General features: G+C 71.9%; 10 protein-coding genes. 6 read left to right on the plus strand and 4 right to left on the minus strand.

What is annotated here, in order from left to right:
- Positions 1-45: 45 nt before the first annotated feature.
- The 3 genes from LG278_RS09160 to LG278_RS09170 all read left to right on the plus strand — a co-directional run bounded on the left by LG278_RS09160 (position 46) and on the right by LG278_RS09170 (position 1,863).
- Positions 46-465: a hypothetical protein gene (locus LG278_RS09160; protein WP_404393074.1), complete on the plus strand. Its 420-nt coding sequence runs from the start codon at positions 46-48 to the stop codon at positions 463-465.
- 56 nt (positions 466-521) lie between these two features.
- The gene (locus LG278_RS09165) at positions 522-1,529 is read left to right on the plus strand and encodes a type I asparaginase (protein ID WP_404393076.1); all 1,008 of its coding nucleotides are present in this window, start codon (positions 522-524) and stop codon (positions 1,527-1,529) included.
- Between the two features lie 94 nt (positions 1,530-1,623).
- Positions 1,624-1,863, plus strand: a complete 240-nt coding sequence (locus LG278_RS09170) for a hypothetical protein (RefSeq protein ID WP_404393078.1) — start codon at positions 1,624-1,626, stop codon at positions 1,861-1,863.
- Here the strand turns inward: LG278_RS09170 and LG278_RS09175 are convergent.
- The 4 genes from LG278_RS09175 to LG278_RS09190 are packed head-to-tail and all read right to left on the minus strand — an operon-like array spanning position 1,860 to position 9,474.
- Positions 1,860-4,898: a BTAD domain-containing putative transcriptional regulator gene (locus tag LG278_RS09175; protein ID WP_404393080.1), complete on the minus strand. Its 3,039-nt coding sequence runs from the start codon at positions 4,896-4,898 to the stop codon at positions 1,860-1,862. The two genes, LG278_RS09170 and LG278_RS09175, sit on opposite strands and share 4 nt — an antisense overlap.
- Positions 4,899-4,908: 10 nt before the next feature.
- Positions 4,909-7,227 carry a transglutaminaseTgpA domain-containing protein gene (locus LG278_RS09180; RefSeq protein WP_404393082.1) on the minus strand — a complete coding sequence of 773 codons (2,319 nt, stop codon included), beginning with the start codon at positions 7,225-7,227 and terminating at the stop codon, positions 4,909-4,911.
- Positions 7,224-8,468: a DUF58 domain-containing protein gene (locus tag LG278_RS09185; protein ID WP_404393084.1), complete on the minus strand. Its 1,245-nt coding sequence runs from the start codon at positions 8,466-8,468 to the stop codon at positions 7,224-7,226. Before LG278_RS09185 ends, LG278_RS09180 begins: the two co-directional genes overlap by 4 nt.
- A gap of 13 nt (positions 8,469-8,481) precedes the next feature.
- Positions 8,482-9,474, minus strand: a complete 993-nt coding sequence (locus tag LG278_RS09190) for an AAA family ATPase (protein WP_404393086.1) — start codon at positions 9,472-9,474, stop codon at positions 8,482-8,484.
- 481 nt (positions 9,475-9,955) lie between these two features.
- Between LG278_RS09190 and mraZ the strand changes: the two genes are divergently transcribed.
- From mraZ to LG278_RS09205, 3 genes are all read left to right on the plus strand, one after another.
- Positions 9,956-10,387 carry a division/cell wall cluster transcriptional repressor MraZ gene (mraZ, locus tag LG278_RS09195; protein ID WP_404393088.1) on the plus strand — a complete coding sequence of 144 codons (432 nt, stop codon included), beginning with the start codon at positions 9,956-9,958 and terminating at the stop codon, positions 10,385-10,387.
- Between the two features lie 319 nt (positions 10,388-10,706).
- Positions 10,707-11,816 (plus strand): 16S rRNA (cytosine(1402)-N(4))-methyltransferase RsmH, encoded by a 1,110-nt coding sequence (gene rsmH / locus LG278_RS09200; RefSeq protein WP_404393090.1) that lies wholly within the window; start codon positions 10,707-10,709, stop codon positions 11,814-11,816.
- On the plus strand, positions 11,813-12,523 hold the full coding sequence (locus LG278_RS09205) for a hypothetical protein (protein WP_404393092.1): 711 nt from the start codon (positions 11,813-11,815) through the stop codon (positions 12,521-12,523). The genes rsmH and LG278_RS09205 overlap by 4 nt, the downstream gene beginning before the upstream one ends.
- The last annotated feature ends 3 nt before the right edge of the window (positions 12,524-12,526 follow it).

Genomic DNA, 12,526 nt, shown 5'->3' on the forward strand with positions numbered 1-12,526 from the left:
GACACTCCGGGCTCGGCACGAGTCACAGCGTGGAAGGAGTTGGCAATGCCGAAGGTATCGAAGTCCACCGCTTCTGCCCACCAGGGCTTCCCCGGCTACATGGAGTCCTACGAGCACGAGCTGTGCGACTGGACCGTCAGCATGGAGAGCGACTATGTCGACATGGATCTCGCGCCGTTCTTCAAGGGGGCGCCGAACGACCAGTGCCAGGCGAATCACCTCGGCTACGTGCTCAAGGGCAAGTTCTCGGTCCGCCGGGCCGACGGCGTCGAGGAGACCTTCGAGGCCGGCGACGCCTTCGTCATCGAGCCGGGTCACACGCCGATCGCCTTCGCCGGAGCGGAGTACGTCGCGTTCACTCCGATGACCGAGGCGAAGGAGCAGGCCGCGGTGATGATGCCGAACGTCATGGCGTATGCCGCAGAACACGGGATCGCCCTCCAGGGGCAGGCGAGCTCTGCGTAGTCTCGCGGGAGTCGGCGCGTCGCAGTGACGCGTCCGAGACCGACGAGGGGCTGCCCGTGAGTGACAGTGTGTTCGTGCTCGGAACCGGCGGGACGATCGGGATGGTCGACTCCGCCGAGGGCGCTGCGCCGGTGGCGGGGGCCCTCGCCCCCTTCCTCGACTGGATCGTCGACAACTCGGCGGGGGAGCTGCCGGCCATCGAGTTCCTCGAACTCGACCCGCCGATCGACTCGGCCAACGCGACTCCCGAGGACTGGTGCGCGATCGCGCGGGTGCTCCACGAGCGCCGTGACGACCACAGCGGCTTCGTCGTGCTGCACGGCACCGACACGATGGCCTACACCTCGTCGGCGCTGTCGTTCCTGCTGCCCTCCTTCGGCAAGCCCGTCGTCGTCACCGGCTCACAGATCCCGATCTCTCGCACCCGCAGCGACGGCCGACAGAACTTCATCGGTGCCCTCCAGGTCGCTTCGCGGCCTGACCTCAAGGAGGTCTCGCTCCTCTTCGGCGAGGTCGTGCTGAGGGGCAACCGAGCCACCAAGATCGATGCCTCCGGCCTCGACGCCTTCGACTCACCGCGCCTCGCGCCACTGGCCGACATCGGGATCGACATCGTCGCCAACCCCTCGGTCACGCCCGTGGGCGGTGGAGAGCCGCGGCTCGTGGCCGGCCCGCTGGGCAAGGTCGCCGCCATGCGGCTCTTCCCGGGGTTCTCGGCATCGATCCTTGCCAACCTCTGCCGACCGCCGCTGCAGGGCCTCGTCCTCGAGGCCTACGGCGCCGGCAACGGTCCGGCCAACGACCGTGACTTCCTCCGGGCGATCGAGGCCGCTGCCGCCGACGGCATCGTCGTGGTCGTCGTCACCCAGTGCGTGCGCGGGTCGGTGATGCCCGGTGCCTACGCCACCGGTTCAGCCCTGCTGCGCGCCGGCGCCGTGCCCGGCTACGACATGACGACCGAGGCCGCTCTGACCAAGCTGGCGGTGCTGCTCGGCGAGGGACTGGGCCCCGCCACGGTGGCCGAGCTGATGCAGCGCAACGTCGCCGGAGAGCTGACCCGCTGACCCGGCCGAAGGTAGGTGCGGCCGGGAGTCAGGTCCGTGTCAGGTGCCCTGAGCACGATGGGGTCGTCAACGACACCAACTGCAGGAGGGCATTGTGAGCACCATCCGAACTCGTCTCGCCATCTTCTTCGCCGCGATCATCGTGGGCGCCGGTCTGGGCGTTCCCAGCGCGGAAGCCCTGACGGTGCCGAACGTCTGGTACTGCTCCCGCACTACCGGCCTCTGTCGTCAGATCAACGGTCCGCACAACTCGACGGTCAAGGACGAGTGCCGCTGGGTCTGGAACACCTACTGGACGGGGACCAGCACCCGCGTCTGCGACTACTGGCGCTAGGGCGCGCGCGGGAGATCGGCCTCGAAGCCGAGCAGGTCGACGATCGTCTGGCGCGCGACACGGTGGGGAGGGAGCGGGCTCGGAGCGGGACCGGCGAGGGCCAGCAGCATGGCGCGGTCATCGTCGTTGAGCGGGGCCCCGCCCGAGCCCGCTGCCAGACTCCAGGCGGCGGCCGCGAGGCTCCGCTGCTCGCCACCACCGCGCAGCCGGGCTAGCCCCGCGACCGCGAGCGACGAGGAGGCGGGGTCTGTCCGGAGCAAGTGCCGGGCTCCGGCACGCAGCTGATAGACGGCGTCGTCGGTGCGCCCGGCGCGCAGCAGGAGCAGGCCGAGATCGCGTCGGCCCAAGGCCGCGTGGTGGAGGTTGCCGGCGCGCTCCGTCAGGGAGAGCGCACGGGCAAGGTCGTCAGCCCGTCCCGGACTCCCGTGGGTCATGGCGAATCGCGCCGACTCACCGGCGATGAGCGCTCGCGACTTGGTCGTGCCGGAACCTGCGGCCACCTCCTCGCTCCTGCGCAGGAGCACCGCCAAGGGACCGCTGGACATGCCACCCCGCCGGGCCAGGACACAGGCGAAGTAGGCGGCCACGACGGCAGCATCCAGATCGCCGAGCGCCTCGAAGACCGCCACGGCCTCAAGGCAGGCATCCACCCCGGACAGCGGCACGCCGCTCACCAGGGTGGACAACCCGTCGAGCTCGAGGACGATCCCCGCGAACCACTCCGATCCGGACGCCGCCACGGCGCGTCGCACTGCGCTCTTCGCGCTGGTCATGCCGGCGACATCGCCGCGCCAGCCGAGCACCACGGCAAGCTGCGCTTGTGCCGCGGCCCACAGGTCCGTGTGGGTCATGCCGGCCTCGGCGAGCAGCCGCACGGACTCGGCCACCGCATGGCCGTGCTCGGCGATGTGAGCTAGCCCGCGGCTGTTCGCCAGCGCGATGAGGGCACGAGCGCGTGCCGGACCGGGCACGGTGCCGGCGTCAGCGGCAGCTGCCAGCGCGGCTTCGATCCAGCGGTGCCCCTCTGCCACCCTGCCGGAGTGGGCCCAGACCTCGGCCAGTGCCACGGCGAGATCGAGCATGGCCGCAGGATCGCTGCTGTGCAGGTGCTGGAGGGCCGCATCGAGGTTGACGTGCTCTGCGGCGATCACAGACAGCCCGCCCCGATCGGGCGTCTCGAAGTAGCTGTCGCGCGTCGTGGCCCTGGCCCACGCGGCCACCGCGAGCAGGCACGCCGCCCTGTCCTTGCCCGACGCGTCGCCGAGCACGTCCGCGACGGGCTGAAGGACCCGGTAGCGCACTCCGTGAGCGCTCGTCTCCGTCACGAGCAGCGAGGCCGAGACCAGCTCGCGCAGGACCCGTGCCCGGTGGGTGCCCGTGGCGGGTTCCGAGCGGGTTCGCCCTGGGTCGACGGCCAGCGCACCGGCCAAGGCCGACGACATCCCGCCGGGCAGGTGGATGCTGCGCTCGAGCAGCTCATGGGCGTGCGGCGACAGTTGCTCGACGGCGTCCATCACCGCCTCGGCCATCACGCCGGCTCCGCTGCCCGTGGTGACGACCACACTCCGGTCGTCCGCGTGTCGGCGCCTTGACGCGATCAGCTCGAGGGCAGCCGGGATGCCCCCGCCGAGCTCGGCCACATGACGGGCCTGCGCCTCCCCAGCCGCCGAGCCCAGGAGCACCTGAGCCAGATTCACCGCCGAACCCTGCAGCGAGCGGCCCGGGGCAGGCAGCGGCAGTGGTCGCAGGGCCAACACCTCCTCGGAGGTGAGACCCAGGGGATGGCGGGCGGTGACCAGGATGGTCAGCTCGCCCAGCAGGGCCGTGAGCTGGATCGCGACATCCGCGAGGGACCCATCCAGGGAGTCGGCATCGTCGAGCACCATGACGGTGGGAGACCGGCCCACTGCGGCCTCGATGAGGGTGAGCAGGTGAGGGGCGCTGTGGTGCTGGGGTGAGAGGCCGAGCTCCCCGGCGATTCGTGCGAGCACCCCGTCGGGCGAAACGCCTCGGAGATCGACCCACGTGGTCATCGAGTGCCGACCGCTGCGACGCACCCATTCGCCCACGAGCCGGCTCTTGCCCAGCCCGCCCATGCCGCTGACCGTGACGATGCGGGAGCGACTGACGAGTCGGTCCAGCACGTCGAGGTCGCTCTCGCGTCCCACGAAGTCGGCCGACGCAACCGGCACGTTGTCGGGGCCAGTCTCCTCGGTGGGCGGGAGCAGCGAAGAGTCCTGGTGCAAGACCGCCTGGTGCGTCGCTGCGAGATCGGCGCCTGGCTCGATGCCCAGCTCGTCAGCGAGGACGCCGCGAGCCTCGCGGTAGAGGCCGAGGGCCTCGGCCTGCCGACCGGCCTGGACCAGGGCTCGCATGGCCAGAGCCCACCGGCGCTCACGGGTGGGCTCGGCGCGGGCGAGCTCGACGAGGCGATCACAGTGGTCGCCGCCGACCTTGAGCTGCACGACCAGTGCTGCCCAAGTTTCCTCGAGACTCCGGTGTCGCAGCTCGAGCGCGCGGCACTCGTCAGCGAGTGCCTGCGCATCCGACAGGTCGCCCCACGGACGCGACCACAGGTCGAGGGCCCTGGCGGCGGACGTCAGTGCCTGGCTGCTGGCCACCCGGCCCGACGTGATGCATCCACGGACCAGCTCGTCGTAGTCCCAGACGTCGTAGGCGTCCGGACGGAGCACGTAGCCGTCAGCCGACGAGGCCAACCAGCGCGAGCCCAGCCCACCCGACGTCGAGTCCAGCAGCCGCCGGAGGCGGGCGACGTGCGCGTGCACGGCATTGACCGGGTCGCGCGCCCCTGAGGTGGAGCCTGCCCTGATGCGGTCTGCCAGTCGCGCCGCGGGGACGGGCCGGCCGGCCTCGGCGAGAAGCAGGCCGACGATCAGTCGCCGCTGGATCCCCCGAAGGGGCACCTCGAGGGCTCCCACCCGCAGCCGGACGCCACCGAGGATCGCCGCGCTCAACGTCACAGCCGGGCGTGCGACGACGTCCGAGATCGTGTGCTCGCCCACGCCGCCGGTCATGGTGGGCGCGTCAGGACCCGCGGCGCCGGGTGAGGTCGGAGAGCCGATCGGGGAGGTCGCGCCAGAAGGCCACTCCGCGCTGCGGCCACAGGAAGGAGCGGACTCGGGTCTTGAGGGCCCGGGTGCTCCCGACCTGGCGCCGGATCGAGCGGATGTCGTGGTGCAGGCGGATCGCCTCCTGCGGCGTCGTGCGCTCGGGGCGGTCGTAGCGGGCCTTCTCGAGCGTCGTCGTGACGCGACCCATCGCCGTCGCGCTGTCCTCGTCGAGATGCCCCTGCGTCACGTAGCGCTCGCGCAGCTGGCGCAGGGTCGCACCGTGCGGTGCCTCCAGCCCGAGGTCGCCGAGGTGCGCGGTCAGGTCGTCCCACTCGGCCTCGATGAGCTCCTGCTGGGTGACTGCGGCCCGCCGCCGTCTCAGCTGCAGGAGCCAGGCCGTGATCGGCATGACGAGGACGGCGAGCACGAGCACGAGCAGGGTCACGACGATGGCGAGGTTGCGCAGGGTCAGCGCCGAGCCGACCCGGTCGAGCACGCCCTGCTCCGCGGGCGCGGGAGCGACAACCGCCGTCGTCGTCGGGGCAGCGCTGCTCGTCGCGGTGCCGGAGCCCTCGCTCTCGGTGACCGACCGACCGCCGCCGGTCGACCCGGCGTCACTGCCGAGCACGGCATACGGCGGGGGAGTGCCGGCCCGGGCACCCGGCGTCGGCTCGAAGCGCAGCCAGCCGTAGCCCTGGAAGAAGAGCTCGGGCCAGGCGTGCGCGTCGGATGCCTTGACGATGTACTTGTCGGTGCCCGCGGCCTGGCCCGGCAGGAAGCCGATCGCCATGCGCGCCGGTATGCCCTGCGCGCGCGCCATCATGATCATCGCCGTGGCGAACTGCACGCAGTAGCCGCGACGCGTCTCGTAGAAGTTGCGGATGGGCTCCATGAGCCGGCCGCTCTCGTCGCGCAACGGCTCGCCGAGGTCGAGGTCGTAGGTGTAGTCGGCCGAGCGCAGGTGGTCCTGGATCGCGATGGCGCGGTCGAGCGGGTTGTCCGCGTCTGCGGTGACGTCGTCGGACCAGCGCTGCACGAGCGTGCGCACCGTGTCGGGCACGGCGAGGTCGTCCTCGGTGACGTCGGGGGAGTCCGGGGTGCCGGAGTCGCGCAGCTGGGGCGGGGAGGGGGCCACGTCGGCATACGTCACCCGGTAGGAGCCGACGGCGCGTCCGACCCGCACGTCGCGGGTGATGGGGTCGATGGCCCACGGCGTGCCCTCCATCGCCACGGCCACGACGGGATAGGGCACCGCGATGCGCGGCGCGGCGAGCGTGTTGTCCGTGACGTCGATGACGTAGTCACGACGCTGCGAGGCGGGAGGCAGCGGTTGCGGCTGCCCGTTCCTGTTGCCCCCGCCGGGCTGCAGCCACTGCCCTCGGGAGTAGTAGGAGGTTGCGAGCACGCGCAGCGGGCTCTTCGTGAAGGCCGTCGTCGTGTAGCTGAGGACCGGGGTCTGGTCGCTGTCGTTGAGGCTCCGGCTGAGGTCGAGGGTGTCGTTGAAGCCCACCGACCCCTGACCGCCTCCGCCTTCGGTGCGTCCGAGCCCCTCCGTGAGGTAGCGCGGCGGGAAGTGCGGCACGACGAGGGGCACGACGAGCGCGAGCACGACGCCGAGGGCGCCGAGCTTGAGCGCTCCGAGGGAGAAGGACCGCAGCGCGTCGCGGTCGTGGGCGACCTCGTCGATCTCGCTCTCCTCGGCGGCGTTGGCGGTGCTCCACCGGGAGAAGCCGGCCCGGGCCGTCGTGTGCAGCATGAGCAGCCACAGCACGACGGGCACGAGGAAGAAGCGCAGCGCCAGGGCCGCCTGGCCGTTGGCGGCGGTGATGAGGTATGCCGTGAGGAGCGGGAGGCCTGCCGCCGCGGGGCTGCGCCACGTGGCCGCCATGGCGTCGACGCAGATCGCGACCGCAGCGACCACGACGAGCAACCAGAAGGTCACGCCCTCGTTGAGCGGGGCCGGCGCGGTGTAGCGCTGGATGGTGTCGAGGGCCTGCAGGCCGAGGGAGTTGGCCACCTCGATGCTGGCGGGCGTCGGCAGCAGCCACGCGAAGGTGTCGCCGGCGTAGCGGTAGAGCAGGACGTAGGCGACGACGAGCAGCTGGGCGACGACGACGAGCACCTTGGACCGGGTGAGTCCGCGCGCCACGAGCCCGACCCCGGCGGAGAGGGCGATGACGACGACCGCCTGGGAGATCCAGGAGGAGTCGGTGAAGAGGCTCGTGATCGGGTAGACGGCGGCCAGGGTGGCGAGAGCGGCGAGGAGGGTGATCCTCCAGCGGCGACGGGTCATCGGCTGCCTCCGACCGTGGCGGCGGTGAGCACGGCCCAGGAGTGGGCGACGTCGTCGTCGCCCTGCACCGCCACGGCTCGCCACCCGGCGAGCCGCAGGGCGTCGACGTGCGGGTCGACCGCGTCGGCGACCGAGTCGCCGAAGCTGCGGGCGTCGACGACGAAGGCGATGCCGGTCGTGCCGGGCTGGCGCAGGCTCGCGAGGCGCAGGGTGACGTCCTGGTCGTGCGGGCCGACGAGGGCCACGACGAGCCCGCCGGCGGAGGCGAGCGACTGGGCGGCGCGCAGGATCTCGTCCTCGCCCGTGTCGTCGGACGGGGCCGTGACGGCGAGGACGTCGAGGATCTCGTCGACGGTCATGGTGTCGGCGGCACGTGCGCTCCGGACGGTCTCGGCGCAGACGACGTGCACGGCATACCCCGAGTCGACGAGGTGGACCGCGACCGACGCGGCCGCCGTCACCGCCCACTCGAAGGACGAGGAGGCGCCGCTGCCGCCGTGGGCGGCCGGTCGCGGGTCGAGCAGGACGAGGGCGCGCCGCTGGGCCGGACGGTCCTCCTGGCGGACCATGAGGTCACCGGTGCGCGCGGTGGCGGGCCAGTGGATGTGGCGCAGGTCGTCGCCGTCGCGATACTCGCGGATGGTGATGTCGTCCTCGCCGTGCAGGGCGATGAGGTGCGCCTGCTCGCCCTCGGAGCCGACGCCGGCGCTCGGGTGCCGGCTCGACGACAGCGGGTGGACGGCGGGCAGGACGACGAGGTCGGTCGTGCCCTCGAGGACCGCGTTGCGGTTGGCGAGGCCGAAGGGGTCCTGCACCTGCACCCCGAGGGGGCCGAGCCGGTGCCGGCCGCGCAGGTGCGAGCGCACCTGGTAGTCGATCGCGCGCACCCGCCCGGGTGGGATGCGACCGACGACGAAGCGCGGCCGGTCGCCGAGCACGTAGTCGAGCCGCTCCTCGGCGAGGAAGATCGGGGTCGTGGCCGACGAGACGTTCTCGAACGAGAGCGTCACGGAGGCGTCCTGACCGACGCTGATGCGCTCGGGATGGCTGTGCCGCTCGATGCGCATGCGGGTCTTGCGGGTGCGCACGAGGGTGGCTGAGATGATCGGCAGACCGATGAGCAGGACGCCGAAGCGCGTGAGGTCGGGGAAGCCGAAGATCATGCCGGCGAGGGCGAGCGTGATGCCGGAGCCCATGAAGGCTCGGCCGCGGGTGGTGAGGACGCCGCGCAGGGCGCGCATGCCGACCGCCGCCTCAGCGGGAGGTGGCCGGCACCGGCACCTGGCGGAGCAGGTCGCCGACGACCTCGGACGTCGTGCGCCGGGCGAGCTGGGTCTCGCTCGAGGGCATGAGCCGGTGGGCGAGCACGGCGGTGGCGAGCACCTGCACGTCGTCGGGGATGACGTGGTCGCGGCCCTCGAGCGCCGCGTGCGCTCGGGACGCGCGGAGCAGGTGCAGCGCGGCCCGCGGCGACGCGCCGAGGCGCAGCGCCGACGTGGAGCGCGAGCGGGTCACGAGGTCGACGATGTACTGGCGCACGGCCGGGCTCGCGTGGACGCGCGACACCTGCTGCACGACCCGGTTGATCGTCTCGGCGTCGGTGACCGGCACGAGGTCGTCGAGGGGATCGTGCGCGCCGTGGCTCTCGAGCAGGTCGAGCTCGGCGCGAGCGCTCGGGTAGCCCATCGAGATGCGCGCCATGAAGCGGTCGCGCTGGGCCTCCGGGAGCGGGTAGGTGCCCTCCATCTCGATGGGGTTCTGCGTCGCCATGACGATGAACGGCGCCTGCAGGGGATAGGTCGTGCCGTCGACGGTGACCTGCCGCTCCTCCATCGACTCGAGCAGCGCCGACTGGGTCTTGGGGGAGGCCCGGTTGATCTCGTCGCCGACGACGACGTTGGCGAAGATCGCTCCCGGGCGGAACTCGAAGCGGCGGGCGTCCTGGTTGAAGATGCTGACGCCGGTGACGTCGCTCGGCAGCAGGTCGGGCGTGAACTGGATGCGGCGCACCGTGGCGTCGATGGAGCGGGCGAGGGCCTTGGCGAGCATCGTCTTGCCGACCCCGGGCACGTCCTCGATGAGCAGGTGGCCGCCGGCGAACAGCACGGTCACCGTCGTACGGACGACATCGGCCTTGCCCTCGATCACGCTCGTCATCGCGCCGGCGAGCCGGTCGGCCACCCCGTGCACGAGATCGAGGTCGGCTGCCTGTGGCACCGCGCTCGTGTCGAGGCCGGTCTCGGTCATGGTCACGCTGTCCTCCGGTGGTTCGGTTGCCCCATGTCAGCGCGCACCTGCTCATGACGGGCGCGCGTCCCTCGGTGATCTTCTCCCATGGACCCGTGGTGCGGAAGGTCCGGGCCGGCGCTCACCGCACACAGCGACGCCAGTCATTCCACTTTCCTCCACGGTGAACGTCTGCGGAGCGCAATCAGTTCGCGGATGGCCCAACTGGCTCGGGATTCGCGCGTGGCCCACCCCTGCGCAGGCGTGAGGCAGCCCTCCGTGGGGCGATGACGTATGCCGCCCGGCGGGGTCTGCGAGTTCGCCGGCGTCAGGCGGGTGGATCCTCCTCCACTTCGCCCCACCGGGTTTGACCTGCGCAGATGCGTGAGGAATCGGCCCGACATGGGTATTGGATCGTTGACGGTGGAGCAAAGTGGAGTACTGTGGGGAGCGAAGGAAGTGTCTGAACGTCGTGGGGTCGAGCAAGGGGAGGTGGCGGACCATGTTCCTGGGGACGCACACACCTCGTCTCGACGAGAAGGGTCGGCTGTTCCTGCCCGCGAAGTTCCGCGAGCGGATGGCGGCCGGCCTCGTCGTCACCCGCGGCCAGGAGCGCAGCCTCTTCATCTACCCGATGGACGAGTTCACCAAGGTCGCCGACCAGATGCGCCAGGCCCCGACGACGAGCAAGGTCGCCCGCGACTACATGCGCGTCTTCCTCTCCGGCGCGTCCGACGAGATCCCCGACAAGCAGGGACGCTTCACCATCCCCGCCAACCTCCGGCAGTACGCCGGCCTCGACCGTGACGTGACCGTCATCGGGGCGGGCTCACGCCTCGAGGTCTGGGACAGCGCGGTGTGGGACGCCTACCTCGAGCAGACCGAGCAGAGCTTCGCCGAGACGGCGGAGGAGGTCATCCCCGGCCTCTTCTGACCAGCACCGCGGCACCGCAGCACGACGCCAGGACAGCACCGCCCCACCGAGAACAGCAGACCTGAGAGCCGGCCTCCAGCCGCTTCGCACCCGAGACGACTTCCCCCGTCCCGGGCGCCGTAGCGGATGGGGACCCGCCCGCAGGTCTCACCAGTGCGACAGCCCGACCACCCGCCCGACCTCCCTCAGAGCGCAACGCCTCCCCTCCACCTTCACGCCGGCAGCGCACACCCTTATCCGATTTCGAGTCACACCAGTCACACCAGTGACATGAGTATCACCAGCACCACACGACACACCGCCGAGTGAAGGACGCGTCATGACAGACCGAGGGGACCAGCCCGACGCAGCGCACGACGCTGCCTCGGCCCACCGTGGTCCCGCTCGCGACCGGCACGTCCCCGTCATGCGCGACCGCATCCTCGAGCTGCTGGCCCCCGCGCTGGAGCGGGAGGGGAGCGTGCACGTCGACGCGACGCTCGGCATGGGAGGGCACGCCGAGGGCGTGCTCGAGCGCTTCCCGGGCACGACGGTCGTCGGCATCGACCGCGACCGCGAGGCGCTGGCCCTCTCGATCGAGCGTCTGGCGCGCTTCGGCGACCGCTTCCGGCCGGTGCACGCCGTCTACGACGAGATCGACGACGTCGTGGCCGGGCTGGGCCTGACCGCGGTCGACGGCATCCTCTTCGACCTCGGCGTCAGCTCGCTCCAGCTCGACGAGACCGACCGGGGCTTCGCCTACCGGGTCGATGCCCCGCTCGACATGCGCATGGACCAGTCGACCGGCATCACGGCCGCTGACGTGCTCAACACCTACGACGCGGCCGACCTCACTCGCGTGCTGCGCGACTACGGCGAGGAGCGCTTCGCCCGCAAGATCGCCTCGGCCGTCGTGCGGGAGCGCCAGCTCGAGCCGTTCACGACGTCGGGCCGACTCGTCGAGCTGCTCCGTCGGGCCATCCCGATGGCGTCGCAGCGCCAGAGCGGTCACCCGGCCAAGCGCACCTTCCAGGCCCTGCGCATCGAGGTCAACGACGAGCTCGAGGTGTGGCGCCGCGCGATCACCGGCGCGATCGACGCGCTCGCCGTCGGCGGCCGCATCGCGGTCCTGTCCTACCACTCCCTCGAGGACCGCACGACGAAGCAGGCGTTCGCCGCCGGCGCGACCTCGAGCACACCGCCCGGGCTGCCCGTCGAGCTGCCCGAGCACGCGGCATACCTCTCGCTCGTCACCCGCGGTGGCGAGGAGCCCGACGACGCCGAGGTGGCCCTCAACCCCCGCGCCACGTCGGCGCACCTGCGCGTCGCCGAGCGGGTCCGGGCGACCGGCCCCCTCGCCAGCGCCAAGAGCAGCACGAAGAGCAGCACGAAGAGCAGCACGAAGAGCAGCACGAAGAGCAGCACCAGCCGGAAGGGATCCACCCGATGAGCCAGATGACCGCCACCGCCCGCCCGTTGCGGGCCCCGCGCCGCGGACCGGCGCCGGTCGCGTCACTGCGGGTGCTGCCGGCCCGGATGGCCAGCACGGGCAGCGGGGCGTTCGCGACGCTCTGCATCGTGCTGCTCACCGCGGGCCTCATCGCGCTGCTCGTGCTCAACACCGCTCTCGCCCAGGGCTCGATCGCTCTCGGCCAGCTGCAGCGCGACTCGGCGCGCCTGACCGACACGGCGGGCAACCTGCAGGAGCAGATCGACCGCTCCTCCGCCAGCGGGGCCCTCGCCCGCAGCGCCGCGCAGCTCGGGATGGTGCGGATGGGCGAGCGCGGCTACATCGACCTCGCGGCCGGCACCGTCACGGGGGAGCCCAAGCCCGCGACCAAGGACCTCGCCCTGCCGATCGTGACGAGCCCGACCCCCCTCGAGGTCACGAAGGAGGTCAAGGGCCTGCTGTCCTCGGCGACCTCGGTGGCCACCAAGGCCCAGACCTCGGCGCAGAAGGCAGCGGCCGCCAAGGCCGCCGAGGCGAAGAAGAAGGCGGCTGCGGCGGCCGCCACGCCGACCGCGCCGGGTGCCGCCGCGAAGCCGGCTGCGACGCCCACACTGGGGACGGGTGGCGCCGCGTCGGCCCAGCCGACCCAGCCGGCCGCCAAGCCGACCCAGCCCGCCGCCCAGCCGACGCCGACCACGACGAGGTGAGAG

Source organism: Humibacillus xanthopallidus (genome assembly GCF_044793955.1).
Lineage (GTDB): Bacteria > Actinomycetota > Actinomycetes > Actinomycetales > Dermatophilaceae > Humibacillus > Humibacillus xanthopallidus_C.

What these genes read in the sequence shown, in the direction of transcription:
- LG278_RS09160 (WP_404393074.1), top strand. Translation starts at nt 46, where the DNA reads ATGCCGAAGGTATCGAAGTCCACCGCTTCTGCCCACCAGGGCTTCCCC.
- LG278_RS09205 (WP_404393092.1), top strand. Translation starts at nt 11,813, where the DNA reads ATGAGCCAGATGACCGCCACCGCCCGCCCGTTGCGGGCCCCGCGCCGC.
- LG278_RS09185 (WP_404393084.1), bottom strand. Translation starts at nt 8,468, where the DNA reads ATGCGCGCCCTGCGCGGCGTCCTCACCACCCGCGGCCGAGCCTTCATG.
- LG278_RS09190 (WP_404393086.1), bottom strand. Translation starts at nt 9,474, where the DNA reads ATGACCGAGACCGGCCTCGACACGAGCGCGGTGCCACAGGCAGCCGAC.
- rsmH (WP_404393090.1), top strand. Translation starts at nt 10,707, where the DNA reads ATGACAGACCGAGGGGACCAGCCCGACGCAGCGCACGACGCTGCCTCG.
- mraZ (WP_404393088.1), top strand. Translation starts at nt 9,956, where the DNA reads ATGTTCCTGGGGACGCACACACCTCGTCTCGACGAGAAGGGTCGGCTG.
- LG278_RS09175 (WP_404393080.1), bottom strand. Translation starts at nt 4,898, where the DNA reads ATGACCGGCGGCGTGGGCGAGCACACGATCTCGGACGTCGTCGCACGC.
- LG278_RS09180 (WP_404393082.1), bottom strand. Translation starts at nt 7,227, where the DNA reads ATGACCCGTCGCCGCTGGAGGATCACCCTCCTCGCCGCTCTCGCCACC.